This window comes from Nocardioides sp. NPDC101246 (genome assembly GCF_044767415.1).
In the GTDB taxonomy this organism is placed as follows: Bacteria; Actinomycetota; Actinomycetes; order Propionibacteriales; family Nocardioidaceae; genus Nocardioides.
Genome location: NZ_JBIWNX010000004.1, coordinates 40,852 through 65,123 on the forward strand (window position 1 = coordinate 40,852; position 24,272 = coordinate 65,123).

Consider the following 24,272-nt stretch of genomic DNA (forward strand, 5'->3'; position numbering starts at 1 on the left):
TGGTCGCCACTCATCTGGTCGCCGCGGCGATGACCTCCAGCAGCCGGCGGTGGAGCTCCATGAGCTCCTCGACGCTCATGTCGAGGCGGTCGACGATGGCCGGCGGGATCTTCTCGGCGTCGTCGCGCAGCGCGCGTCCGCGCTCGGTCAGGACGACGGCGAGCGAGCGCTCGTCGGACTTGTTGCGTTCCCGCCGGATGTAGTCCTGGGCCTCGAGACGCTTGAGCAGCGGGGAGAGGGTGCCGGGGTCGAGCTGTACCTTCTGGCTCAGCTCGGAGACGCGGAGCGGCTCCTCCTCCCACAGAGCCAGCATGACCAGATACTGCGGGTGGGTCAGGCCCATGGGCTCGAGCAGGGGCCGGTAGAGGGCGATGACGCTGCGGGCGGCGACGGCGAGGCCGAAGCAGACCTGTTGATCGAGGGCGAGGGGGTTCTCGATCTCCGAGAGCGGGTCCTTCTTCGTCGGCATGTGAGTTAGCGTACCAATAGTTTGTGCACAAACAGTTCGGCTGGTAAGAATTGGATCGTGAACGAGCAACCGCGACGACCGCGCCACCTGATGGACCCGGACAACCCGATCCGGCCTGTCAACGACAAGTCGCTGACTCACGTGAAGCAGTGGGTCGCGTCCGTGCTCGTCGTGTTCACCGTCGCCCACCTGGCGGTCGGGATGGCCATCGGGGCGGTGGCGATCGACCCGGTCTACCAGAGCTCGCGGATCGGGTTGTGCGTCATCGCAGGGGCCTTCGGGGTGCTCGGTCTGGCCGGCGGCTTCCTCATCCACCGGCGCAGCCCGTTCACGCCGTGGCTGATCCTCGGGCTCCTGCCCGCCGCCGTGGGTCTCTGGTTCGTGCTGAGCTGAGGACGGCGCCCCCGGGGCAGGAGGGGCGCCGTCCGATCAGTGGGGTCGTGCTCAGAACAGGTCGGGCACGGTCCAGCCGTCGAGGTCGTACTCGGAGAGGAACTGGTCGGCGAAGCCGGTCATCTTGGCGACGTCGCCGCGGTTCTGCGCGGCAAAGAGCAGCTCGGCCTTCACGTTCTCGTGGTTCCCGGAGTAGTTGCGCTCGTAGAGCTCGTGGCGGCCACCGAACTCGGTGCCGATCGAGTCCCACAGGGCCTTCATGACCTTGACCCGGTCGACGGCGGTGATGCCGTTCGAGCCACGGACGTACTTGTCCAGGTACGGGCGGACCTCGGGGCTCTTGAAGTCGGCGGCGCCCGAGGGCAGGTAGATCAGGCCGGAGGCGACGTCCTGCTCGATGATCTCCTTGACCCGCGGATAGCCGTGGATCATGAACATCCGGTACGTCAGGCCGTACTCCAGCTTCGGGATGACCGCGTCGCCGATCCACGGCTCGGGGTCACGGGCCATCGACTCGGTCAGCGACCAGAACAGGTTGCGCCAGCCGATGACCTCGCCGACGCGGGTCTGGACGCCGCGGAAGTCACCCGAACCGGTGGTCTCGAGGGCCTTGATCAGCAGGCCGGCGATGAAGTCGAGCTTGACCGCGAGGCGGGTGCATCCCTGGAAGGTGAACCGCGGCAGGAAGCCCGACTGCGGGAAGAAGGCGTTGATCCGGTCGACGTCGCCGTACATGAAGACGTTCTCCCACGGCACCAGCACCTTGTCGAAGATGAAGATGGTGTCGTTCTCGTCCATCCGGCTCGAGAGCGGGTAGTCGAACGGGGTGCCGTTCTGGGCCGCCTGCTGGGTGTAGGACGTGCGGCAGATCAGCTTGATGCCGGGCGCGTCCATCGGGACGGTGCAGATCAGTGCGTACTGCTTCTTGCGGATCGGGAGGCCGTAGTGGGCGATGAAGTTGTAGTTGGTGATGGCGCTACCGGTCGCGACGACCTTCGCGCCGGAGACGATCAGGCCGGCGTCGGTCTCCTTCTCGACCTTCATGTAGACGTCGCCGACCTCGTCCGGCGGCAGCTGGCGGTCGACCGGCGGGTTGATGATCGCGTGGTTCCAGTAGAGGACCTTCTCCTGGGACTCGCGGTACCAGCGCTCGGCGTTGTCCTGGAACGGGGCGTAGAGCTCCTTGTTGGCGTGCAGGGTTCCGAGGAACGACGCCTTGTAGTCGGGGCTGCGGCCCATCCAGCCCCACGTCATCTTCGCCCAGCGCGCGATCGCGTCGCGCTCCTTGAGCAGGTCCGCCGAGGAGGTCGGGGTCTTGAAGAACGGCATCGTGACGCCGCCGTTTCCGGTGTCGGTCGGCACCGTCAGCTCGTCCACGTGGTCACCGGTGTGGAGGGCGTCGTAGAGGCGCGCCGTCATCCGGATCGGGTTGCGGAAGGCCGGGTGGCTGGTGACGTCCTTGACGCGGTCGCCGTTGAGATAGATCTCGCGGCCGTCCTTGAGGCTGTCGATGTACTCCTCGCCGGTCATCGGCCGGGAGGCGAAGTTGGCCTGCTTGTTGGCGGGCGAGCCGGCGGCCGGGTTGACGGTCGGCGGGCCGTCGGGGAGCCCGTTCTCGGACTGGGTCTCGGGGGCGAGGGTGTCGCTCATCGTGTCTCCTTGGACTGGTTGTGGTGGGCTGGCATCAGTAGTGGGTGGATCGCGGGATCGCGGGCGCCTCGATGGCGGTGAACGACGCGGTGGCGTCGAACCAGCCGGTGTTCGGGTCGTCCTGGCAGCCGAGCCAGACGACCTCCGAGGAGGGATTGCCGATCTGGTGGAAGGCGCTGTCGTGGAAGAGCAGCGGCTTGCGGTCGGTGGTGATCACCTCGACCACCTCGCCGAGGAAGAGCAGATGGTCCCCGCCGTCGTCGGCACGCCACGGGCGGCACACCAGCGTCGCCGCCGTCCCGCCGAGTCGCGGCGCCGTCGCGCCCTCGCGCCAGGGGAGCGGGTCGCTGCCGGGGCGGCCGGCGAAGTGCATGGCGACGTCGCTCTGGTCGGTGGCCAGGATGTTGACCGCGAAGGCGGCGCCCTCGAGGTAGGCGGCCGCCTTGGACGTACGCGTCAGGGCGACCTGGACCAGCGGAGGGTCGAGCGAGATCGGGGTGAACGCGGTGACCGTGGCACCGTGGTGCGCCCCGTCGGGGGTGCGGCAGGTGATCACGGTGACGCCGGTCGCGAAGCGGCCGAAGGTCGACCGCAGGGTGCGTGGGTCCATGGAGCTCCTCCTTCGTCGGGGGCCGCGGATGTGTGGCGGCGGTCACGTTGGAGGACGACGCTAGATCCGGATCGCGCGGGCGGCGATCCGCTCGGCGAAGGGGTTGTCCGGAATGCGCACCCGGTTTCAGATCGTTTCCGGACGCTCTCGGCGGCGGGCGGATGCGCTGTTACTGTGAAGGACGTCACTAGGGGGTGGCAGATGAGCGTGACCGGCACTCTCACCGCGTCGTCCGGGTCGTCCGGCGACATGGAGACCTTCTCCGACGAGGTCTCCCGGGCCTACTTCCCGCATGCCCTGACCATGCGGGGTCGGCCCGCTCGCCCCGCCGAGCTGCGTGCCGTCGACCTCGGGCCGGTGCGGCTGACCCGGATCGGCTGGGGCGCGGAGGTGTCGGTGGAGTCGGACCATCCGGGTGCCTGGGCGGTCAACGTCCCGCGCAGCGGTGTGCTCGAGGCCAACGTCGGTGGCGCCCATGTGCTCTCGCTCGACGGGCAGGCGACGGTGTGCCCTCCCGACCGGCCGACCAAGATGACCCGCTGGTCGGCCGACTGCTCCATCGTCGGGATGCGGGTCGACCGTGACTACCTGGTCGAGGAGGTCGCGGCCCTGGTCGGCCTGCACACCGACCGACTGCCCGCCCAGCTCGACCTCCGTGCCGACGGCGCCCGCGCCTGGATCGGCCTGCTCGGCTCGCTCGGCACCGAGGCCATGCGCAACCCCGCGCTGGTCGGCGACGAGCGGGTCAGGGTCCGGCTGGCCGGCACCCTGACCGCTGCCTTCGTCGCCGCCTGCTTCCCCGAGGAGCCTGCCGTCGGCTCCGTCCAGCCCCGCATCGTCTCCCGCGTCGTCGAGGCCATGGAGGCCGACCCGGCGCGAGAGTGGGCCGTCTCCGACCTCGCCCGCGAGGCCGACGTCGGCATCCGCCGCCTCCAGCAGGGCTTCCAGCGCTACCTCGGCCGCACGCCGACCCAGAAGCTGCAGGAGATCCGCCTCGAACGGGTCCACGCCGACCTCATCGCCAGCCGCGGCGACACCGTCGCCGAGGTCGCCTACCGATGGGGCTTCACCCACCTCGGCCGCTTCGCCGCCGCCTACCGCCAGACCTACGGTGTAGCCCCCTCGCAGACCCTGCGCTGCCGCTGACCCCCGTTGTGCCGAGTCGGCTCGTCCTGACCGAGATTCGGGCCGAGTCGGCTCGTTGTGACCTGATCCGGTGCCGAGTCGGCTCGTTGTGACGCGCCGACTCGACGTCTTCTTCTGTCAGTTCGCGCCGACTCGGCTAGGTGGCGCTGAGGCCCCGCAGGATGGCCAGTGCGCGGGTGAGCAGGGGGCTCTCGTCGCCGGCACGGGTGGCGGCGACGAGCTCGACGCCGGGGGTTCCCGAGAGTGGCACGTAGACGACGCCCGGGACGGCGAGGGCCGCGGTGGGTTCGGGGACGATGGCGATCCCGAGGCCGGCGGCCACGAAGGTGACCAGGGTGGAGGTCTCGGCGACCTCGTGGGTGATGTGGCTGCGGATCCCGGCGGAGTCGAAGAGCTCCTGGATCATCGCGTTCATCACCGAGCGGCCGCTGCCGGCGTGGATGACCAGGCCTTCGCCGTCGAGGTCGGGAATGCGTACGCGGCGACGGCCGGCGAACCGGTGGTCCTTCGGCATCGCCACCAGCAGGTCCTCCTGGCGCAGGTGGGTGATCGAGAGGCCGGAGCTGCCCGTGGGCAGGGGCCGGAGCAGGCCGAGGTCGAGGGTGCCGTCGGTGAGCGCCGCGGCCTGGTCCGGCGAGAGCATCTCGCCCCGGAACCCGAACTCCACCTCGGGCAGCTCGGTGCGCAGGGTGCGGGCGAGCTCCGGGAGCAGCGAGTACGTCGCCGACCCGACACACCCGATCAGCAGCCGTCCGCGCCGCCCCGAGGCGATGCTGGCGGCCTCGTGGCCGGCTGCCTCCACGGCGCTCAGGATCTCCCGTGCCCGCTCCAGGTACGCAGCACCGGCCGGAGTCAGGTCGACCCGTCGCGTGGTTCGGGTGAGCAGGGTCAGCCCGAGCTCGGCCTCGAGCTGGCGGATCTGCTGCGACAGCGGCGGCTGCGCCATGTGGAGCCGTTCGGCCGCCCGGCCGAAGTGGCGTTCCTCGGCGACCGCGACGAAGTAGCGAAGATGGCGCAGCTCCATGCACTCATACTCGCAGAGTCTCAGTAGGCCGTCAGTGATCAAGCCCACCGAGGCGTCACCCCCGTCGGCCGAAACGTCGCGTACGTCGGCCGAGATGGCATTCCCGTGCCATCTCGGCCGACGCAGCTGACGTCTCGGCTCAGGTTGGGAGCGAGTCGCCCTGGACGGCCTGGATGTCCAGCTCCACCTTGAGGGTGGTGCCGATGGCGGCGATACCGGCGGAGACGGCCTGGTTGTAGTTCATCGCGAAGTCCTCCCGGCGCAGCTGAGCGGTGGCGCGGAAGGCGGCCCGGGTGCCGCCCCAGGCGTCCGGGCCGGTGCCGAGGTAGGCGACGTCGAGGTCGATGGCGCGGGTCTGCCCGTGCATCGAGAGCTCCCCGTGGACGGTCCAGCGGTCCGATCCGGCCGGGGTGAGGCCGGTGGAGCGGTAGACGATCTCGGGGAACGCCTCGACATCGAGGAAGTCACCGCTGCGGAGGTGGTCGTCGCGCATCCGGTTGCCGGTGTCGATCGAGGCGGCCCGGATGACCGCCTCGACGCGCGACTTCTCCAGATGGTCGGGAGCGATCTCGACGAGACCGGAGAACTCCGTGAACCGGCCGCGCACGCTGGAGATGCCCAGGTGCTGGGCGACCGCGCCGATGGTGGAGTGGGCCGGGTCGATCGTCCACGGGCCAGGGGCCGGGAGCGAGGTGTCTCCCTGACGGGTCAGGGTGACGGTGCCGAGCGCGGCCTTCCCCGAGGCCGTGACGATCGCGGTCGCCGCGGTGGGGGACCAGCCGATCGCGGTGACGATCGCGACGTACGGCCCGGGGGCGAGGACGGTGTCGTCGGTGACGACACCGTCCTCGTCGGCCTCGGCGCGCAGCACCTGACCGCCGGCCGTGTCGGTGAGGGTGACGACCGCGTGCGCCACGGCCCAGCCGTCGCGGGTGCGGATCTGTGCGGTCAGTGCCATCGCGGATCAGTCCTCGGGGTGGGTGAGGACGATCTCGTGGCCGTCCACGCCGTGGCCGGTGAGGCTCACGGCGCCGGCTGCCGGCGGGTAGCTGGTCGCCAGGACCGTGTAGTCACCGCTGTCCAGATCGGCGAAGGCGTAGGCGCCGTCAGCACCCGTCGTCGCGGTCCCGGCCACGTTGCCGGCCGCGTCGACCAGCGTCACCCGAGCGTCGGCGAGGGGCCCGAAGGCCGCCTTGACGACACCGGTCAGGCGAGCGCCGGTGACCATCTCCACCTCGATCCGGGTCAGGCCGGTGGCGCCGATCTCGATCGGCACCGCGCGTGGGCGGTAGCCCTCGGCGTTGACCGCCACCGTCGCCGTTCCCGGGACCAGCTCGTCGATGAAGAAGGTGCCGTCCGCGAGGGTCGTGCCGGTGGAGAGCAGGTCGCCGCGTACGTCGGTCACGATTACCATCGCGTCCTTGATCGGCGCGCCGTCCTCGCCGCCACGCACGATGCCCTTGAGGCCCGTGGTGCCGCTGAGCAGGAGGTCGTACGCCACCGGCTCACCGCCCACGACCACCGTGGAGGCCTGCGGCTGGAAGCCGTCGGCCGAGGCGATCAGGACGTACGTCCCCGTCCCCGGCGCGTCGACCGCGTAGGAGCCGTCGGCGTGGGCGACCGAGCGGCCGAGCTGACGCCCGGAGAGCGAGATCAGCGTGACCGCGGCGTGCGGGATCGGGATGTTCCCGGAGCCGCGTACGAAGCCGTGCAGCGCGATCCCGTTGGTGACGGGCGCGGGGGCGTCGGCGTGCTGCTCGGGCACCCCGGCGACGCCCTCGGCGACCGCAGCCGGCCCATCGACCGAGGCAGCCTCCGCGGCAGCCTGAGCGAGCCCGCCCTTGGTCTTCAGCGGGACCTCCTTGATGAACACCACGAACACCAGCGCGATGACGGCTGCCCCCGCGGCGATCAGGAAGATGTCGGCGATGCCGTGCCCGTACGCACTCTCCAGCACCGACCGCAGCGGCTCGGGGATCTTGTCGATGTCCGGGATCTCGCCCGAGGTGCCCTGGGCCAGCGCGGCGTAGCGCGGTCCGAGGTCGGCCAGGCCGTCCTGGACGTAGTCGGCGACCCGGTGGGCCATCAGCGCGCCGAGCGCGGAGACGCCCATCGCGCCACCGAGGCTGCGGAAGAAGGTGACCATCGAGCTGGCCGCGCCGAGATCGGCGGGCGCGACCTGGTTCTGCGTGGAGAGGACCAGGTTCTGCATGGTCATGCCGACGCCGAGGCCGAGGATCGCCATGAAGATGGCGACGTGCCAGTACTCGGTGTCGTAGCGGATCGTGCCGAGCAGCCCGAGCCCGCCGACGATGAGGACGGCGCCGACGACGAGCCAGGCCTTCCACCTTCCGGTGCGGGTGATGATCTGGCCGGAGATGGTCGAGGAGAGGAACAGTCCGGCGATCATCGGGATCGTCATCACACCGGCCATCGTCGGCGACTCGCCGCGGGCCAGCTGGAAGTACTGGCTGAAGAAGATCGTGCCGGCGAACATCGCCACACCGACGAAGAGCGAGGCGAGCGAGGAGAGCGTGATCGTGCGGTTGGCGAAGAGCCGCAGCGGGATGATCGGCTCGGCGGCCTTCGACTCGACGAGGACGAAGATCAGCAGGAGCAGCACGGAGCCGCCGACCATGGCCGCGGTCTCCCAGGACGCCCAGTCGTACTTGTCACCGGCGAAGGTGACCCAGACGAGCAGCAGGCAGACGCCGGCCGCCATGAAGAACGCACCGGCCCAGTCGACCTTCACGTTGTCCCGGCGGACGACAGGAAGGTGCAGGGTCTTCTGCAGCACGATGAAGGCGAGGACCGCGAACGGGATGCCGACGTAGAAGCACCAGCGCCAGCCGAGCGAGTCGGCGTCGGTGATGACGCCGCCGATCAGCGGGCCGCCGACGGTGGCGACCGCGAAGACGGCACCGAGGTAGCCCGAGTAGCGGCCACGCTCACGCGGCGAGATCATCGCCGCCATGATGATCTGGGCGAGCGCGGTCAGACCGCCCATGCCGATGCCCTGGATGGCCCGCGCGGCGATGAGCTCGCCCGGGTTCTGGGCCTGACCGGCGACGGCCGAGGCCACCACGAAGAGAACCAGCGCGACCTGCATGAGCAGCTTCTTGCTGAACAGGTCGGCCATCTTGCCCCACAGCGGGGTGGTGGCCGTCATGGTGAGCAGGGAGGCGGTGACCACCCAGGTGTAGGCCGACTGCCCGCCGCCGATGTCGGCGATGATCTCGGGCAGGGCGTTGGAGACGATGGTGGAGGAGATCATCGCCACGAACATGCCGAGCAGCAGTCCCGAGAGCGCCTCCATGATCTCGCGGTGAGACATCTCACCGTGCGAGGTGGGTGAGCCCTCGGACGGGCTTCCCGGTGGACCGGCGTGAGTCCGTTCGGCTGTCGTCGTTGCCATGGACTTCCTTTCTGGTGGTCTAGTTGCTTGAGGTGCTGCAGTGGCCGAGGCTGTCGCGGAGCTTGGTGACGAGCCGGACGAGCTCATGCACGTCCCGCTCGTCCCAGCCGCTGAGCCGGTCTGCGATGAGGTCGGCGAGCTGTTGGGAGGCGCTGTCGAGCAGGTCGCGCCCGGCGTCGGTGAGGCAGAGGATGCGGGAGCGCCCGTCGGTCGGGTTGGGGGAGCGCTCGATCCAGCCCTGGTCGGCGACGCACGCCACATGCCGGCTGGTCACCGAGATGTCGACGGCGAGCAACTCGGTGAGCTCGCTCATGGTCATGTCGCCGTGCTGGCGCAGCATCGTCAGGACCCCCGCGGAGCCGGCTGTCAGCTCGGGCGGAAGCCTGCGGACGAGGCCCTTCCGTACGGCTCCGACCTCGCTGAGCTGATGGATCAGCTCCTGGTACGTCGCGTGCCCGATCATCATCCCTCCAAGTTGGTTGACTTTTACAACCATATGGAGGATAGGGGTCCGATGCAAATCTCGTCGGACGCAGGCGTGTTGCTAGGCGACGGTTCCGCGGGCCGCCCATGCGGTCGCGGTCACGGTGATCGGGCCGTTCCCGAGCCGGCGCCGGGCGACCTCCTCGAGCGCGGTACGACCGGCGTCGTCGAGCGAGCTCACGTAGTCGCCGGCGGGCCCGACCCCGAAGGTGTAGGGGTTCCACCACTCCTCGAAGGTCGGGTGGGTGACGCGGATGACCAGGCCGCTGGGCTCGACGTTGCGGAGTCCGACCTTCTTGAACATCTGCTCGAGGTCACCCATGTGGGTGCCGGCCAGGAAGGCCTCGTCCTCGGCCTCCGGGTCGATCTCGTGCACGCAGGCCCAGAACGGCGCGACGGCGCCGGTGTCGGCGTCCCAGACGCACGCAGCGACGGTGCCGCCCGGCCGGGTCACCCTGACCATCTCCCTGATCCCCGCCTCCGGGTCGGTCATGAAGTGCACGACCAGCTGGGCCAGCGAGACGTCGAACCAGTTGTCGGCGAAGGGCAGGGCCTCGGCCACCCCGGTGTGCACATCGACCCTGGCCAGCTGCCGCGCGACCGACTCCATGAACGGTGGCGAGGGGTCGATCGCGGCCACCAGGTGGGCCTCGGTGAGGGTCACGAGGTGACGGGTGAGCGTGCCCGGTCCGCAGCCGACGTCGAGCACCCGCTGGCCCATGCTGACCCGGGCGAAGTCGGCGAAGTGCGGTGCGAGGGGTTCGGCGTAGCGCCCCATGAAACGGGCATACCTCTCCGCTGCGACGTCGAATCCCATGCTTCAGGTTAGGTACGCCGTTCGCTACGCCGACAGCCCCAAGTTCGGTATCTCCCCTGGGTCGGGCTAGTGGGTCGAGGGCGTCGTCGGGATCTCCGAGCGGTCGTCGGACCACAGCGTGTGGAAGGTGCCGTCCTTGTCGACGCGCCTGTAGGTGTGCGCGCCGAAGAAGTCCCGCTGGCCCTGGATGAGCGCGGCCGGGAGCCGGTCGGCGGCGAGCGAGTCGAAGTAGGCCAGCGCCGAGGAGAACCCCGGTGCCGGTACGCCGGAGGCCACCGCGATCCCGACGACGCGTCGCCACGCCTCCTCGCCGGAGGCGACCGCGTCGGCGAAGTAGGGGTCGACCAGCAGCGTCTCCAGGTCGGGCGCGGTGGCGTAGGCGTCGACGATCCGGTTGAGGAAGCGGGCCCGGATGATGCAGCCGGCTCGCCAGATCTTGGCGAGTGCGCCGAGGTCGATGTCCCAGCCGTACTCCTTCGCCCCGGCCACGATCAGGTCGAAGCCCTGCGCGTAGGCGACCACCTTCGAGGCGTACAGAGCCGCGCGTACGTCATCCACGAACGTGTCGGGGACCGTGGACGCCTTCGGGCGGTCGGTCACCGAGGCCCGCATCGCGGCGCGCTGGGTCGGCTTGGAGGAGACCGCCCGGGCGAAGACCGCCTCGCCGATGCCGGAGACCGGGATGCCGAGGCCGAGCGCGTTCTGCACCGTCCACACGCCGGTGCCCTTCGAGCCGGCCTCGTCGAGGATGACGTCCACGAGCGGCTGGCCGGTCTCGGCGTCCTTCTGGGCGAGCACCTCCGCGGAGATCTCGATCAGGTAGGACTCGAGGTCGCCGGTGTTCCAGTCCTTGAAGACGTCGACGAGCTGCTCCACCGAGAGCCCGCCCACGCGCCGGAGGAGGTCGTAGGCCTCCGCGATCAGCTGCATGTCGGCGTACTCGATGCCGTTGTGGACCATCTTCACGAAGTGGCCGGCGCCGTCGGTGCCGACATGGGTCACGCACGGCTCGCCCTCGGCCACCGCGGCGATGCTCTTCAGGATCGGGCCGAGCGTCTTCCAGGCCTCGGCCGAGCCGCCGGGCATGATCGAGGGGCCGTTGAGCGCGCCCTCCTCGCCGCCGGAGATGCCGGTGCCGACGAAGTTCAGGCCGCGCTCACGCAGCTCGCGCTCGCGGCGGATGGTGTCGTTGAAGTTGGCGTTGCCGCCGTCGACGATGATGTCGCCCGGCTCGAACCGCTCGGCCAGCTGCTCGATCACCGCATCGGTGCCCTTGCCTGCCTGGACCATGATGATCGCCGTGCGCGGCTTGGCCAGCGTCGCCACGAAGTCGTCGATCGTCTCGGAGGCGATGAACCCGGCCTCGGGATGCTCCGTGATGAGCTCATCGGTGCGGGCGTAGGTGCGGTTGTAGACCGCCACCGCGTTGCCCTCGCGGGAGGCGAGGTTGCGGGCCAGGTTGGACCCCATCACGGCCAGGCCCACCACGCCGATGTTCGCGCGGCCATTGTCGTTGTTCGGCATCGTGCTCCTCGTGTGAGTCGGTGATGCCATTCAACTCTGTCCGTCAAGCGGCTCAGGCAGCGGCGGTGGGCGGCTCGGCGCGGAAGCGCGCGGGTCGTCCGTCGACGCCGAGCACCTTCCAGGACCACCGCGTCAGCGGCGTACGCAGCCCGAGGTTGTCGAAGAGCATCCGGACGTCGGCGAAGAGGTGGCGGCGGAACGCGGCGGCCTCGGCGCCGGTGCCCCAGACCTCGCGGACGACCGAGTCGGGCAGCCCCATGAGCTCGCGGTCGGCGCGCGAGGGGATGATGATCGCGTCGGAGCCCAGGCGCATCGCGAGCGGGGTGAGGATGCCGAGGGCCAGGCGCGAGACCGGGTTGAGCGAAGGAGCGTGCTCCTCGAGCCACGCGTGCGCGAAGCCGATGTGGCGGGCCTCCTCGGCGATGTGGATGGCCATGATCTGGTCCAGGAGCGGGTGGGTACCGCCGGCGCGCATGGCCTCCTTCTGCACGTGGTCGATCGGCTCCTCGCCGGCCAGGATGATGGCGAAGAAGAGGGCCGGGTAGAGGCCGCCGAGGTGTCCCACGAGCGGGATGGCGCGCATCAGCCAACCCGGTGCGCCCGCGACGTCGGGGCAGACCCGGTTGGTGAACTCCTGGAACATCTGGATGTGGTGGGTCTCCTCGGTGAGCTCGTGCATGAAGTAGCGGAACTCGGGGTCGCCGTTGTCGACGCCCATCAGGAACTGGGTGCCGCCGAGGAGGAGCAGCTGCTCGAACTGGGAGCCGGTCTTCACCATCGCGGTGAGGCGGTGCCGCCCGACCTCGATCTGCCGTGCCTTGGGCAGCGACTGGTACCACGGGTGGGCACCGAGCAGGTCGAGCGCAGGCAGGATCCAGCGCTCGTCGTCCTCGGGCACGGCCATCTCGGGCGCGTCCCAGTCGACGTCCTTGAAGGCGTTGAAGTACATCTCGACCGACGCCTCGGACAACGTACGCAGCGTCTGGTCGTACTCCCGGCGCGGCAGGGGCCTGGTCGGCGTGATCATCCGGACGGGGGTGCCGGCGACCGCACCCACGTAGCCACCGATCGAGCGAAGTGTCTGCACAACCATCCGAGCCTCCTTGCACGACGTTGATACGTCATCAAGGTACATGGGATTTGTGTACCAGGAAACAGGTTCGGCGCGCGTGTCCCGTTCAGCAGATCTCGGCGGCGAGGGCCTTCCGGACACCGGCGACGAGGTCCTCCGGCGTCCGGGCCGGCTGGTCGAACGTGGTCCGCGCACTGTGCGCCCCGCCCTCGTCGACCCACTGGAACTCGAAGCCGTCGGCGCAGAGCCCGGTGATCTGGGCGGCGAGGATGGTGTCGACCGGGATGTAGGAGCGGGTCGCGACCGCCTCGCGCAGCTCGTTGCCGTGGTGGTTGTTGAGGTGGTCCTGGTTGCGGTGGAGCACGCCCTCGTTCAGATCGAGGTCGCCGTCGGTGAAGGCGTCGAGAGGGATCGGGACGGCCTCGCCGCTGCGGCGGACCAGCATGACGTTGGAGACGTCCATGACGACCTCCTCCCACTCCGTCTCGCAGCACGTGCAGGCATCGGTACGCAGCCACCGCAAGGCCCCGGTCAGGCGGACCGCCTCGCCGTCGCCGAGCACGCCCTGGAGGACCAGCACGACATGGCTGCCTCGGCGCCCGGCGTACGCCATCCGCTGCTCGGGTGGGCACAGGAAGGTCGGGCGGCCGCCGTCGTCGGCGAAGCCCTGCATCTCCAGCTCCTCCATCGAGTAGGGGATCCCGTCGATCACCACGCTGCCGCCACGGGGGCATGACAGGATGCTGCGGGCAATGCTGGCGGTCGAATCCATGGCACCTCCTGTTTAGGTAAGGCTTACCTAAACACGAATCCGATCGATCGAGCAAGAGCCGTGCCTCACATCGTGGTGCCGCTCGGGGCTGTCCGGTCACACCCCGACCAGGCGGTCCCGTCCCGCCACCATCGCCGCGACCACCAGTCCGGCCGCGGCAATCCAGAGCGGGACCATCGCCAGGGTCCACGAGCCGGTGGCGCCCTGGATCAGGCCGACCAGGAACGGCCCCGAGGCGCCGACGCTGTAGCCGAGCAGCTGCATCATCGCCGAGAGGCGGGCCGCGACGTGGTCGTCGGCGCTGCGCAGCACCAGGATGGTGAAGGCGTAGGAGATGCCCATGCCCTGCACGATCCCGCCGACCATGCACCAGACCAGCCAGAGGCCGGGGGCCAGGGCGAGGCCGAGGACCACGACCAGCCAGCCCGCGCCGATCACCACGCCCAGTGCCCGCTGGTCGCGGCCCCGGTGGATCAGCGCCGGCACCAGCAGCGTGCCGGGGATGCCCAGCACCTGGAAGAGCGACATCGCCACCCCGGCGTCGGCCAGGCTCAGATCGGCGATGTCGCGCAGCAGCGTCGGCATCCACGCGGTCACCGCGTAGTAGGTCACCGACTGGAGACCGAGGAACGCGGTGATCGCCCACGCCACCGGACTCGTACGCAGCCTCGCGCCCTCTCCGTGCCGGCGCGGCGCCACGGACACCGGTGAGCGGTGCTCCCGGGCGGCGGGCCCGGCCAGCGCGGCTGCCGCGACCACGGCCATGACCGCCCACACCGCCAGCGCGTCCTGCCAGCCCAGCCACCCCGCCAGCGGCGCGGTCAGCGCCGCCGCGAGCGCCGCGCCGGTCGAGAGCGAGGCGGTCGAGACCCCGGTGATCCGGCCCGCGGCCGACCCGAAGTCACGCTTGACCGCGACGGGCATCAAGACGTTGCCGACCGTCATCGCCAGCCCGAGGACCACGGTCGCGGCCAGGAGCAGCCAGACCCCGGCGTACGGGCGGACGGCGGTGGCCAGGGCGATGACCAGGCAGCCCACGAGCAGCGCCCGGTAGATCCCCAGCCGGCGGCCCAGCCACGCGGCGCCGGGCGCGCCGAGGGCGAAGCAGAGGACCGGGAGGCTGGTCAGCAGCCCGGCCGTCGCCGACGACATGTGCAGGTCGGCGCGGATGTCGGGGAGCACCGGCGAGACCGCGGCGATCGAGCCGCGCAGGTTGAGACCTACGAGCAGGATCGCCGCGAGCAGGCCGTAGCCGAACCCGGTGGCGCGGGCCACTCAGAATCCGATCGGCAGACCGGCGTAGTTCTCCGCGAGCCCGGCGGCGGCGTGCTCGCTGGAGGTCACCCAGCGCAGCTGGGAGAGCTGGAGCTGGGTGTCGAACGGGTCCTCGGCGGTGTGCAGCATCGTGGTCATCCACCAGGAGAAGTGGGTGCAGCGCCAGACGCGGCGCAGCGCGGTCTCGGAGTAGCCGTCGGCCAGTCGCGAGTCACCCTTGAGCAGCGCGGTGAGCGCGGGCGCCAGCAGCGCGACGTCCGCGACCGCGAGGTTGAGCCCCTTGGCGCCGGTCGGCGGGACGATGTGGGCGGCGTCGCCGGCCAGGAAGAGCCGGCCGTGGCGCATCGGCGTCGAGACGTGCGAGCGCATCGGGAGGACGCTGCGGTCGGTGATCGTTCCCGGCTGGAGCGTCCAGCCGTTCTGGCCGTGGCCGAGCCGGGCGGCGAGCGCGTCCCAGATCTGGTCGTCGGACCAGGTCGCAGGGTCGGTGCCGTTGGGCACCTGGAGGTAGAACCGCGAGACGCTCTCCGAGCGCATCGAGTGCAGTGCGAAGCCGTCAGGGTGCCAGGCGTAGATCAGCTCGTCGGTGGAGGGCGCGACGTCGGCGAGGATGCCGAACCAGCTGTAGGGATAGGTGCGGTCCCAGCTCTCCCGTGCCGGGATCGCGGCGCGGCTGGGGCCGAAGGAGCCGTCGCAGCCGACGACGACGTCCGCCCGGATCCGCTGCGGGACTCCGGCGGCGTCGGTGAAGGTGACCGAGGGCCGGTCGGACTCGAGGTCGTGCAGTGCGGTGTCGCTGATCTCGTAGTGGACGACCTGCCCGGCGGCCTTGCGGGCGTCGATCAGGTCCTTCTGCACCTCGGTCTGGCCGTAGACGTAGACCGCCCGGCCGACCAGGTCGACGAAGTCGAGGTGATGGCGCTCCTGCGGCCACTGCAGGTAGATCCCGCGGTGCTTGTCGGCGTCGCGGGCCAGCCGGTCACCGAGGCCGACCTCGGTGAGCAGATCGACGCTCGACTGCTCCAGGATCCCGGCGCGGATGCGAGCCGCGACGTACTCCTCCGATCGGGTCTCGACCACGACCGAGTCGACCCCGTCGGCGGCGAGGAGATGGCTCAGCAGCATCCCCGCGGGGCCGGCGCCGACGATCACAACCTGCGTACGTTCTTCTGCCATGGGGGTGAGTCAACTCCTGTCCGGGCGGCTACCGCCAGAGCGTTCTTCCGCTGAATGGAAACGACGCCGCCGGGGGCGGATCCCCGAATAGCGCGAATGGGCTCTTGTGCCCGCGCCGACTCGTCCCTACGGTCGAGGCACCCCGATTGTGACCCGAGTCACAAACCACAGAAGGAGCGTTCCGATGCCCGACGTCCTCGCCGTCCGCGCCGCCCTCGAGTCTCAGATCGGCGACCAGACCATGGTCGACGTACTCACCGAGGTGGTCGCCGCCCGCGGCGCCGAGCCGGCCTTCTCCGACCGGCACACCTCCGACGGCACGGGATGGCGCACGCTGACGTGGGGCGAGCTGCACCAGCGCGCCCGTGAGCTGGCGGCCGCCTACATCGCGGCCGGTCTCCAGCCGGGGGAGTCGGTCGCGATCATGGCCGCCAACCGCATCGAGCACATCGTCGCCGACATGGCCGCGGTGCTCGCCGGCGGTGTCCCGATCAGCATCTACAACACCCTCGCGCCCGACCAGGTGGGCTACGTCGCCGAGCACGCGGACCCGCGGATCGTCGTGCTCGAGACCGACGACCACGTCGCCCGCTGGGCCCTCGGGCTCAAGCGCGAGGAGATCGTACGCGTCGTCACCATCGACACCGCCGTGGAGGACGACCCGCGGGCGGTCGCCTGGGACGACTTCGTGGCCTCGGGTGCGGCCGCGCTGGCCGAGGTCGGCGGGGAGCTGGACGCGCGCAGCGCCGCGGTGACCCCCGACGACACGGTCACGATGCTCTACACCTCGGGCACGACCGGTCAGCCGAAGGGTGTGGTGCTCACCCACCGCAACATCGTCTTCGAGACGACCAGCTCGCTGACGGTCTCCGGCGTCGAGGAGCCGGGGGTGCTCGTCTCCTACCTGCCGTTCGCGCACATCGCCGAGCGGGTGCTCAGCCTCTACATCCCGCAGTTCAACGGCGGCCACGTCTACCTGGTCCAGGACCCCGCGCTGCTGCTCGGCACCCTCCAGGAGGTGCACCCGACCAGCTTCTTCGGGGTGCCGCGGGTGTGGGAGAAGATCCGCACCGGCGTGACCGCGCTGCTCGCCGCCGAGACCGACGAGGCCAAGAAGGCCGGTGTCGAGAAGGCGATGGCGGTCGGGCTGGCCTACGTCGAGTCGCAGCAGCTCGGGCAGACCACCTCGCCCGAGCTGCAGGCCCAGTTCGAGCAGGTCGACGCGGCGGTCCTCTCGACCATGCGCGCACTGCTCGGTCTCGACAAGGTGGAGTGGGCGGCCAGCGCGGCCGCACCGATGCCGATCGAGGTGGCGAGGTTCTTCGCCGGCCTGGGGCTGAAGATCTACGACGTCTACGGCATGACCGAGACCACCGGGGCGGCCACCGGCAACGGGCCGGAGGCCTTCCGGCTCGGCACCGTCGGCCGCGCCCAGCCCGGGATCGAGCTGCGCATCGGCGATGACGGCGAGATCCTGTTCCGTGGCCCGATCATGACCCCGGGCTACGTCGGCCGACCCGATGCCACCGCTGCGCTCTTCGACTCCGAGGGCTGGCTGCACACCGGCGACATCGGATCGCTCGACGAGGACGGCTTCCTCACCGTGGTCGACCGCAAGAAGGAGATGATCATCAACTCCGCGGGCAAGAACATCGCCCCCTCCAACATCGAGAACCTCCTCAAGGAGAGCCCGCTGGTCGGCCACGCGATGGTGGTCGGTGACGGCCGCTCGTACGTCGTCGCCGTCCTCACCCTCGACGGCGAGATCGCTCCCGTGGTCGCCCAGAAGCTCGGCGTCGAGGCCGGCTCGCTCGCCGAGCTGGCTCAGCACCCGGTCATCCGGGGTGCCGTCGGTCAGGCGGTCGACGCCGCCAACGCTCGACTGTCGCGTCCCGAGCAGGTCAAGGCCTTCGAGCTGCTCGGTGAGGAGTGGACCGCCGAGTCCGAGGAGCTCACCCCGACCCTGAAGCTCAAGCGGCGCGTGGTGAGCAAGAAGTACGCCGACGTCATCGACGGGCTCTACGCCGAGGAGTGACGCCTATGCGGTCGGTCTCCGGAGGTCGGACATCGTGTTTGCCCAGCCGCCGTCGCGGCGGATCTGGACGACGGCGACGATGACCAGGATGGCCGCCGTGACGAAGTGGATCACCGCGTCGGTCGTGTGGTCGGGCATGTGCATGACCCACATGACCTGCGGTGATGCCAGCGCCCAGATGCCCGGGATCGTGCCGGCGACGGCGGCCGCCAGGAGGTAGAGGACCGACCACGAGTTGCGGCGGCACAGGAACAGGCCGGGCGCGAACAGCGCGAGTCCGGCGACCGCGTGCCAGCCGTTGTAGTCCATGCCGAGCACCTTCGCGGTCGGCGCGTGATGGCCGATCTCGAAGCTCGGTTCGGCGATGAACCCGGCGATCGCGATGCAGACGTGGGCCGCGCAGATCACCAGCACGGCCCACTGGGCGAACGTCCATCGCGTGCCCGAGCGCGTCTCTTGATAGATCGTTCTAGTCATATATTGACCATAGACGTTCATGTCGACAGGCGCTACCGGAAAGATCAGTCGATGACCAACACGCGTACGCGGATACTCGAGGCCAGCACCGAGCTCTTCCGCCGGCAGGGCATGTCCGGCACCGGTCTCAAGCAGATCGCCGAGGTGGCCAAGGCGCCGTTCGGGTCGATCTATCACTTCTTCCCCGGGGGCAAGGACGACCTGGCGGGCGAGACGATCCGGCGCGCGGGCGGGGAGTATCGCGACCTGGTACTGGCCTTCTTCGCCGGCCCCGACGACCTCGTCACCAACGTCGAGACCGCGTTCGCTGCCGCCGCCGCGGTGCTGGTGGAGACGGACTACGCCGACGCCTGCCCGATCGCCACGGTCGCGCTCGAGGTCGCGAGCACCAACGAGACCCTGCGTCAGGCGACCGCCGAGGTGTTCACCGACTGGATCGAGGTCGGCGGGCGGCATCTCGAGCAGCGGGGAGTCCCGCCCGAGGCGGCCCGCGGCCTCATCATCGCCTTCATCACCAGCCTCGAGGGTGCCTTCGTCCTGGCTCGGTCGCTGCGTTCCACGGAGCCGCTGGAGACGGCCGGCCGCGCCGTACAGGCCGCGGTGCGGGAGGCGCTGGCGTCCGGATCCTGACGCCGCGGTCTCTTTCTCAGGGCCCGCCCGGTAACGTCGTGAGCGACTTGTTCGGGCGGGTCAGGAGGTCAGCAATGCGTTGCTTCATCGTCGTCAAGGAGCGCAGCGACGCCGAGAAGTGGGACTGGGTTGTCGTCGGTCCGGGGCTGCACGCGGCGGGGTCGCTGGGCGCCCGCGGGATCGAGGACGCGATCATCGCGGCGGTCGGAGCGGCGTACGACTCGCTGGAGTCGCTCGCGCCGGTGCAGGTCGTGGTCGCGCTGCCGTCCAACTCGCGGTTCTGGATGCTGACCGACGAGATCGCGGACGCCTATCCCGGGGTCACCGTGGTGCCGTTCGCCGAATCGGACGCAGACATCCGTGCGCAGGCGGTGGAGGCACTGGCGATCCATCGGGCCGGCCCGCTGCCGCCGCTGGTGGTGGCGACCGACGGATCGGCGCATCGCGGATTCATCGGCTGGGGATGGCTCGCCGGCGACGGCCAGCACGGCTTCGGCCGGCAGGTCCCGAACGCCCGGATCCGCGACCCGCAGTCGCTGGTGGTCCTGGCCGAGCTGCAGGCGATCGCCGAGGCGGTGCGGGCGCTGCCCCGCCGCACGCTGACCATCCGGACCGACTCCCGGGTCGCGCTCGCGATGATCGAGGACTGGCTCCGAGGTGAGCTGTCGATGCCGAAGGGCTATGAGACAGAGCACCGCGCGGAGCTCGCCGGACTGACCCGGATGCACGACGACCTGTGCCGCGAGTCCGATCGGCTCTCGTTCGAGTGGGTGCGTGGCCACGTCGGCGAGGCGCTCAACGAGGGCGCCGACTCGCTCGCCAAGCTCGCCCGGCGCTTCGCCGAGGGGACGTGGGGGCTGACCGCCGACGAGGTGCCCGGGAGGGCACGGGCGATCGCGGAGACGTTCGCCGGGTAGGTAGGTTCGGCTGCGTGATTCCTCCTGCGGTCGCCATCGCCCCCGACGAGCCCGCGCAGCTCCGCGCGCGGCTCGACGCGCTGGGTCTGGACGGCATCTTCGACGTACACACGCACTTCCTGCCCGAGCGGATGCTCGACAAGGTGTGGGCCTACTTCGACTCGGCCGGGCCGTTGACCGGGCGGCCGTGGCCGATCGCCTATCGGCACTCCGAGGAGGAGCGGCTCCGGGTGCTGCGGGATCTCGGCGTACGTCACTTCTCGGCGCTCACCTATCCGCACAAGCCCGGCATGGCGGCGTGGCTGAACCAGTGGGGCGCGGAGTTCGCGGCGGACAAGCCGGACTGCCTGCAGTCGGCGACGTTCTACCCGGAGCCGGGGGCCGGTGACTACGTGCGTGAGGCCGTCGAGGCGGGCGCGCGGATCTTCAAGGCGCACGTGCAGGTCGGCGACTACGACCCCAACTCGCCGCTGCTCGACCCGGTCTGGGAGGTGCTGTCGCAGTCGCGTACGCCGCTGGTGATCCACTCCGGGCACGGGCCCGCTCCGGGTCGGTTCACCGGACCGACCGGCATGGAGGCGCTGCTCGGACGCCATCCGGATCTGGTGCTGATCGTCGCTCACATGGGGCTCCCGGACTACTCGCGGTTCCTCGACCTGGCGGAGAAGTACGACGGCGTGCACCTGGACACGACCATGGCCTTCACCGCCTTCACCGAGGCGACGACGCCGTTCCCGGTCGAGGAGCTGCCGCGGCTGAAGGCGCTGGGGGAGCGGGTGCTGTTCGGGAGCGACTTCCCGAACATCCCCTATCCCTATCTCGAGGCGGTCGACGGGGTCCTGGGGCTCGGGTTCGGGGACGAGTGGGCGCGCGGGGTGCTCCACGAGAACGCCGCGCGGCTCTTCGGGTTGCCCTCGGCCTAGGCCACGGCCGTCTCGTCGTAGCTGTCGGTGAGGATCTGGACGATGTCGGGGACGCCGAGCGCGAGCCGGTTGAACCGCGGCGACTCGGCGGCGGCGACCAGGTGCTTGGCGAGCTCGAGCTCGTCGCGGGCCCACGGGATCAGCCCGGCGCGGTCCAGGTTGGCCGAGTTGGCGGCGCCGTGGCCGGAGATCGAGCGGTAGGTGATCACCGGCGTACCCGAGGCCAGCGCCTCGAGCGAGGTGAAGCCGCCGGCGTTCTGGACGACGCAGTCGCTGGTCGCCATCAGCGCGCGTACATCGGTGCGCCAGCCGAGCGCGACGACACCGGGGATCCGCTCCAGGCGGCGCTTGAGACAGGGGTCGGTCGCGCAGAGGACCACCGGTGTCATGTCGCTGTGCTCGAGGATGTCAAGGGCGGTCTGCTCGAGCGCACCGGCGCCCAGCGAGCCGCCGGTGACCAGCGCCCGCGGGCCCTTCAGCTCGAGGTCCGCGAGGGGGTCGGGGAAGACCTGCCCCGGGACGTACGCCGCTCCCGGCGGGACCAGCGGCTGGACCACGGCCGCGTTGCCGCCGAGCATGCGCGCCTCGCGGGCGGCGACCTCGTGGATGGCGAGGTTGAGGTCCATGCCGGGGTTGATCCACAGCGCCGGGACCGCGGCGTCGGTGAGGTAGGTGACCGCGGGCACGGTGAGCTGTCCGCTGCTGCGAAGGTGACCGATGACCTGGGAGCAGAACGGGTGGGTGGAGACGACCAGATCGACGCCGCGCATGGCCTCGGTGAGGTTGCGCGTGGAGAGCCGAAGGAACTGGTTGAACGGCTTGTGGAGCCGGCGTCCCGGCATGACCAGGCTCATCGTGGTGCCCCAGGAGTCGGGGCTGACCTGGAGCTGCATCTTGTAGCCGACCTTCAGCCCGTGCCCGAGCCGCCAGGGCATCAGGTCGACGAAGTCGAAGATCTCGACCTCGCATCCGGCCTCCCCGAGCGCTCGTGAGATCTCTCGGGAGGCCGAGTTGTGGCCCGCGCCGTAGCTCGCGGAGACGATGGCCACGCGGGGTGCCGTGCCGGGCCGGATGTGAAGGAGGGGCCCGAGCCGCTCCGAGTCGATGGACATGCGCCGGATTCTGTACGCACGGTGTGACGTCGTGGTGAACGTGGGCACCCCGGTGCGCCACTCTTCATCATCGGTTCGTCTCCCCGAACCTGCCGGCGTTCTATGGTTCATCCTGTGATCACGCCCCGGGCACTGCGCACTCGAGCGCGGTCGGCGGTTGCCGAGCTGGGCGGTGGACCCTCGGCGGTGGCGGCGGTGATGCGCAGCGTCGTGGCAGGGTTCGCGCGGGCACGGGGGATGGAGCTCACCGACGCCGCGCTGGATGCCGCGGGGCTGCTGTCGTGCTCGGACGGTCCGAAGCCGGATCATCTGCTGTCGAACTATCTGTTCCTGGACGGGTCCGCAGTCGATGATCTGGTTCTGGAGGAGATCGGTTACGTCTACGAGGCGTTGCTCGAGGTCGCCTCGCGGCGCGACAACGGCGCCCACTACACCCCGCCCGAGCTCGCCGACGAGGTCGTCGCCCACGCCCTGGCGCCGGTCGCCTCCGCCGACGCAGCCGTGGTCGACATCGCCGCCGGGACCGGCGTCTTCCTCCTCGCCTCCGCCCGATACCTGGCGTTGTCGTGCGAGCGGCCCGTGGCCGAGATCGTCACTCGCTGTCTCTACGGTGCCGACATCGACCCGATCGCGGTCGACATCGCCAAGCTCTCCCTCTGGCTGCTCTGCGAGGACCCCTCGCTCCCGCTGACCTTCCTCGACGACCGGATCCTGTGCGGCAACTCGCTGGTCGGGCTCGTCGACACGGACGAGCTACCTGCGGGTGTCGGTGACCCGAAGGCGTACGCCGATGCCATGGTCGCGGTCGCGCTGCCGTTGGGCGGTCGACCGGGGAGACGGCTCGAGGAGGCCTACGCAGCGCTGGGCCGAAGCCGGCGCCTGCCGGTTCCCCCCGTCCGGCCGATCCACTGGGCGCTGGCCGCGCCCGAGGTGATGGCGCGCGGTGGCTTCGACGCGGTGGTCGGCAACCCGCCCTACCTCGGGGTGAAGCGGGTGCGGGACGCGATCGGCCAGGAGCTGCGCGACTACCTCGCGCACACGCTCGCCGCCGGCACGACGAGGCGGGCCGACTACGTCATCTACTTCCTGCTCCGGGCCGCTGCTCTCAGCCGCGGCGAGATCGGGCTGATCACGACCGACTCGATCAGCGAGGGAGACACCGCGCGCTTCGGCCTCGGCGCGCTCCTGGACCGCGGCTGGCAGGTCGCCCGGGCGGAGCGGTCGGCCCCGTGGCCGACCGCGGGAGTGCGCTTCGCGAAGATCTGGCTCACCACCCGGCCGCTCGACAGCGCGTGGCTCGACGGGCGCTCGGTACCGGCGATCACCGGGACGCTCGAGGACGGCTTCTCGCACCCGGAGCCGGCGCGGTTGGAGCTCGACGTACCGCTACCGCACGGCTATCAGGGCACGATCGTGCTCGGTCGCTCGCTCGTCCTGACGCCGTCCGAGGCAGAGGCTCTCGGCCGCGGTCCGCTCGCACACACCGTGCGGCCCTATCTCAGCGGCGAGGACCTGGTGACGCCGTGCGGCTCGACCGCCTCGCGCTTCGTGCTCGACGTCGGCAAGCTGGGCCTCGAGGAGCTCGCCGAGGACCGCGCGCTCGCGCGGCTGGTGCGCTCCAAGGTGCGAGCCGAGCGCCGCCGCCAGTTCGTGAAGTACCCGCAGCTCAAGGAGCGCTGGTGGGGCTTCCTCAGCCCCGTCGAGGAGCTCTACCGCGACGCCGCCGGACTGTCCCACGTCATCGCCTTCAGCAAGCACAGCAAGCACCTGTGGCCCGTCCTGGTCGGAGCAGATCACGTCTTCTCCAACGGGCTGGTCGTCTACCCGACGCAGGATGCGGCGGCGTACGCGTTCCTGGCCTCCGACCTCCACCGCGTCTGGGCGGTACGCGCCGGCGGCACCATGCTCAACACCGCCTACCGCTACAACCCCTCGCGCCTGCGCGCGACCTACCCCTTCCCCGCCGACCTCGGACCGCTCCGCCCCGCCGGCGTTGCGCTCCTGGCCGCCCTGGGCCGGGTCGGCGACGAGCGCCGGATCGGCATCACCGGCGTACTCAACCTCGTCGGCGACCCCGACACCCACGACCCCGCGACCACCGACCTCCGCCAGGCCATCGCCGACGTCAACCATGCCACCGCCCGCCTCCACGGCATCGACGAGTCCCTGGCCACCCCCGACCTGACCCCCTCCGGCTTCGGTCTCACCCCGACCCGCCAGCGCGCCCTCATGGCCGCCCTCGTCGCCCACAACCTCACCCTCGCCGAATCCGCAGAAATGGTGGCCGAGAAGTGAGTTCTGGCGGCCGAGACTGCAGAAGTGGGCGACGAAACTAGAGTTTCGTCGCCCACA

22 protein-coding genes are annotated in these 24,272 nt (G+C 70.3%); 7 read left to right on the forward strand and 15 right to left on the reverse strand.

The annotated features are described in order from the left end of the window. Positions 1-10: 10 nt before the first annotated feature. Positions 11-469, reverse strand: a complete 459-nt coding sequence (locus tag ACIRON_RS07990; RefSeq protein WP_402991296.1) for a MarR family winged helix-turn-helix transcriptional regulator — start codon at positions 467-469, stop codon at positions 11-13. A gap of 57 nt (positions 470-526) precedes the next feature. On the opposite strand from ACIRON_RS07990, the gene ACIRON_RS07995 reads away from it, so the two are divergent. Next, on the forward strand, positions 527-862 hold the full coding sequence (locus tag ACIRON_RS07995; protein ID WP_091050985.1) for a hypothetical protein: 336 nt from the start codon (positions 527-529) through the stop codon (positions 860-862). Between the two features lie 51 nt (positions 863-913). Here ACIRON_RS07995 and ACIRON_RS08000 read toward each other — a convergent pair whose 3' ends face one another. Together ACIRON_RS08000 and ACIRON_RS08005 are read right to left on the reverse strand one after the other, a co-directional pair. Then, complete coding sequence (locus ACIRON_RS08000; protein WP_402991299.1) at positions 914-2,512, reverse strand: 4-hydroxyphenylacetate 3-hydroxylase family protein; 1,599 nt, start codon at positions 2,510-2,512, stop codon at positions 914-916. A 34-nt stretch (positions 2,513-2,546) separates the two neighbouring features. Next, positions 2,547-3,122, reverse strand: coding sequence for a flavin reductase family protein (locus tag ACIRON_RS08005; RefSeq protein WP_091050980.1), 576 nt, complete (start codon positions 3,120-3,122; stop codon positions 2,547-2,549). A gap of 201 nt (positions 3,123-3,323) precedes the next feature. On the opposite strand from ACIRON_RS08005, the gene ACIRON_RS08010 reads away from it, so the two are divergent. Further along, positions 3,324-4,268: an AraC family transcriptional regulator gene (locus ACIRON_RS08010; RefSeq protein ID WP_402991303.1), complete on the forward strand. Its 945-nt coding sequence runs from the start codon at positions 3,324-3,326 to the stop codon at positions 4,266-4,268. A 136-nt stretch (positions 4,269-4,404) separates the two neighbouring features. On the opposite strand, the gene ACIRON_RS08015 is transcribed toward ACIRON_RS08010, so the two are convergent. From ACIRON_RS08015 to ACIRON_RS08060, 10 genes are all read right to left on the reverse strand, one after another. Beyond that, positions 4,405-5,292: a LysR substrate-binding domain-containing protein gene (locus ACIRON_RS08015; RefSeq protein WP_402991306.1), complete on the reverse strand. Its 888-nt coding sequence runs from the start codon at positions 5,290-5,292 to the stop codon at positions 4,405-4,407. Between the two features lie 139 nt (positions 5,293-5,431). Continuing rightward, entirely contained in the window at positions 5,432-6,250 is an 819-nt protein-coding gene (locus ACIRON_RS08020) for a YceI family protein (protein WP_402991308.1), read from the reverse strand. A 6-nt stretch (positions 6,251-6,256) separates the two neighbouring features. After that, complete coding sequence (locus ACIRON_RS08025; RefSeq protein WP_402991310.1) at positions 6,257-8,626, reverse strand: MFS transporter; 2,370 nt, start codon at positions 8,624-8,626, stop codon at positions 6,257-6,259. A gap of 100 nt (positions 8,627-8,726) precedes the next feature. Further along, positions 8,727-9,170, reverse strand: a complete 444-nt coding sequence (locus tag ACIRON_RS08030) for a MarR family winged helix-turn-helix transcriptional regulator (protein ID WP_091051413.1) — start codon at positions 9,168-9,170, stop codon at positions 8,727-8,729. A gap of 81 nt (positions 9,171-9,251) precedes the next feature. Next, on the reverse strand, positions 9,252-10,007 hold the full coding sequence (locus ACIRON_RS08035; RefSeq protein WP_402991313.1) for a class I SAM-dependent methyltransferase: 756 nt from the start codon (positions 10,005-10,007) through the stop codon (positions 9,252-9,254). A gap of 66 nt (positions 10,008-10,073) precedes the next feature. Next, the gene (gndA, locus tag ACIRON_RS08040) at positions 10,074-11,531 is read right to left on the reverse strand and encodes an NADP-dependent phosphogluconate dehydrogenase (RefSeq protein ID WP_402991316.1); all 1,458 of its coding nucleotides are present in this window, start codon (positions 11,529-11,531) and stop codon (positions 10,074-10,076) included. A 52-nt stretch (positions 11,532-11,583) separates the two neighbouring features. After that, positions 11,584-12,624, reverse strand: a complete 1,041-nt coding sequence (locus ACIRON_RS08045; RefSeq protein ID WP_402991318.1) for a diiron oxygenase — start codon at positions 12,622-12,624, stop codon at positions 11,584-11,586. An 85-nt stretch (positions 12,625-12,709) separates the two neighbouring features. Further along, positions 12,710-13,375 carry a DUF2470 domain-containing protein gene (locus ACIRON_RS08050; RefSeq protein WP_402991321.1) on the reverse strand — a complete coding sequence of 222 codons (666 nt, stop codon included), beginning with the start codon at positions 13,373-13,375 and terminating at the stop codon, positions 12,710-12,712. A gap of 96 nt (positions 13,376-13,471) precedes the next feature. After that, a complete protein-coding gene (locus tag ACIRON_RS08055; protein ID WP_402991323.1) occupies positions 13,472-14,650 on the reverse strand; it encodes an MFS transporter in 1,179 nt (392 codons plus the stop codon). Beyond that, positions 14,651-15,826, reverse strand: a complete 1,176-nt coding sequence (locus tag ACIRON_RS08060; protein ID WP_402991326.1) for a 4-hydroxybenzoate 3-monooxygenase — start codon at positions 15,824-15,826, stop codon at positions 14,651-14,653. Positions 15,827-16,010: 184 nt separating this feature from the next. Between ACIRON_RS08060 and ACIRON_RS08065 the strand changes: the two genes are divergently transcribed. After that, the gene (locus ACIRON_RS08065; protein WP_402991329.1) at positions 16,011-17,861 is read left to right on the forward strand and encodes an AMP-dependent synthetase/ligase; all 1,851 of its coding nucleotides are present in this window, start codon (positions 16,011-16,013) and stop codon (positions 17,859-17,861) included. Between the two features lie 3 nt (positions 17,862-17,864). Here the strand turns inward: ACIRON_RS08065 and ACIRON_RS08070 are convergent, their stop codons facing one another. Then, complete coding sequence (locus ACIRON_RS08070; protein ID WP_402991332.1) at positions 17,865-18,338, reverse strand: DUF4383 domain-containing protein; 474 nt, start codon at positions 18,336-18,338, stop codon at positions 17,865-17,867. 51 nt (positions 18,339-18,389) lie between these two features. Between ACIRON_RS08070 and ACIRON_RS08075 the strand changes: the two genes are divergently transcribed. The 3 genes from ACIRON_RS08075 (at position 18,390) to ACIRON_RS08085 (ending at position 20,808) form a co-directional block, all read left to right on the forward strand. Further along, positions 18,390-18,968, forward strand: a complete 579-nt coding sequence (locus tag ACIRON_RS08075) for a TetR/AcrR family transcriptional regulator (protein ID WP_402991335.1) — start codon at positions 18,390-18,392, stop codon at positions 18,966-18,968. A gap of 74 nt (positions 18,969-19,042) precedes the next feature. After that, positions 19,043-19,885, forward strand: coding sequence for an RNase H family protein (locus ACIRON_RS08080; protein WP_402991338.1), 843 nt, complete (start codon positions 19,043-19,045; stop codon positions 19,883-19,885). A 14-nt stretch (positions 19,886-19,899) separates the two neighbouring features. Continuing rightward, positions 19,900-20,808: an amidohydrolase family protein gene (locus tag ACIRON_RS08085; protein ID WP_402991341.1), complete on the forward strand. Its 909-nt coding sequence runs from the start codon at positions 19,900-19,902 to the stop codon at positions 20,806-20,808. Here the strand turns inward: ACIRON_RS08085 and ACIRON_RS08090 are convergent. Further along, positions 20,805-21,920, reverse strand: a complete 1,116-nt coding sequence (locus tag ACIRON_RS08090) for a galactosyldiacylglycerol synthase (protein ID WP_402991344.1) — start codon at positions 21,918-21,920, stop codon at positions 20,805-20,807. The genes ACIRON_RS08085 and ACIRON_RS08090 overlap by 4 nt on opposite strands. 114 nt (positions 21,921-22,034) lie before the next feature. Here ACIRON_RS08090 and ACIRON_RS08095 point away from each other — a divergent pair, with 114 nt between their 5' ends. Next, complete coding sequence (locus tag ACIRON_RS08095) at positions 22,035-24,215, forward strand: Eco57I restriction-modification methylase domain-containing protein (protein WP_402991347.1); 2,181 nt, start codon at positions 22,035-22,037, stop codon at positions 24,213-24,215. Positions 24,216-24,272: the final 57 nt, after the last annotated feature.

Bases quoted from the DNA above. Each gene is read 5' to 3' on its own strand.
- ACIRON_RS07990 (WP_402991296.1), bottom strand. From the start codon at position 469: ATGCCGACGAAGAAGGACCCGCTCTCGGAGATCGAGAACCCCCTCGCC.
- ACIRON_RS08000 (WP_402991299.1), bottom strand. From the start codon at position 2,512: ATGAGCGACACCCTCGCCCCCGAGACCCAGTCCGAGAACGGGCTCCCC.
- ACIRON_RS08005 (WP_091050980.1), bottom strand. From the start codon at position 3,122: ATGGACCCACGCACCCTGCGGTCGACCTTCGGCCGCTTCGCGACCGGC.
- ACIRON_RS08010 (WP_402991303.1), top strand. From the start codon at position 3,324: ATGAGCGTGACCGGCACTCTCACCGCGTCGTCCGGGTCGTCCGGCGAC.
- ACIRON_RS08015 (WP_402991306.1), bottom strand. From the start codon at position 5,292: ATGGAGCTGCGCCATCTTCGCTACTTCGTCGCGGTCGCCGAGGAACGC.
- ACIRON_RS08020 (WP_402991308.1), bottom strand. From the start codon at position 6,250: ATGGCACTGACCGCACAGATCCGCACCCGCGACGGCTGGGCCGTGGCG.
- ACIRON_RS08025 (WP_402991310.1), bottom strand. From the start codon at position 8,626: ATGTCTCACCGCGAGATCATGGAGGCGCTCTCGGGACTGCTGCTCGGC.
- ACIRON_RS08030 (WP_091051413.1), bottom strand. From the start codon at position 9,170: ATGATCGGGCACGCGACGTACCAGGAGCTGATCCATCAGCTCAGCGAG.
- ACIRON_RS08035 (WP_402991313.1), bottom strand. From the start codon at position 10,007: ATGGGATTCGACGTCGCAGCGGAGAGGTATGCCCGTTTCATGGGGCGC.
- gndA (WP_402991316.1), bottom strand. From the start codon at position 11,531: ATGCCGAACAACGACAATGGCCGCGCGAACATCGGCGTGGTGGGCCTG.
- ACIRON_RS08045 (WP_402991318.1), bottom strand. From the start codon at position 12,624: ATGGTTGTGCAGACACTTCGCTCGATCGGTGGCTACGTGGGTGCGGTC.
- ACIRON_RS08050 (WP_402991321.1), bottom strand. From the start codon at position 13,375: ATGGATTCGACCGCCAGCATTGCCCGCAGCATCCTGTCATGCCCCCGT.
- ACIRON_RS08060 (WP_402991326.1), bottom strand. From the start codon at position 15,826: ATGGCAGAAGAACGTACGCAGGTTGTGATCGTCGGCGCCGGCCCCGCG.
- ACIRON_RS08065 (WP_402991329.1), top strand. From the start codon at position 16,011: ATGCCCGACGTCCTCGCCGTCCGCGCCGCCCTCGAGTCTCAGATCGGC.
- ACIRON_RS08070 (WP_402991332.1), bottom strand. From the start codon at position 18,338: ATGACTAGAACGATCTATCAAGAGACGCGCTCGGGCACGCGATGGACG.
- ACIRON_RS08075 (WP_402991335.1), top strand. From the start codon at position 18,390: ATGACCAACACGCGTACGCGGATACTCGAGGCCAGCACCGAGCTCTTC.
- ACIRON_RS08080 (WP_402991338.1), top strand. From the start codon at position 19,043: ATGCGTTGCTTCATCGTCGTCAAGGAGCGCAGCGACGCCGAGAAGTGG.
- ACIRON_RS08090 (WP_402991344.1), bottom strand. From the start codon at position 21,920: ATGTCCATCGACTCGGAGCGGCTCGGGCCCCTCCTTCACATCCGGCCC.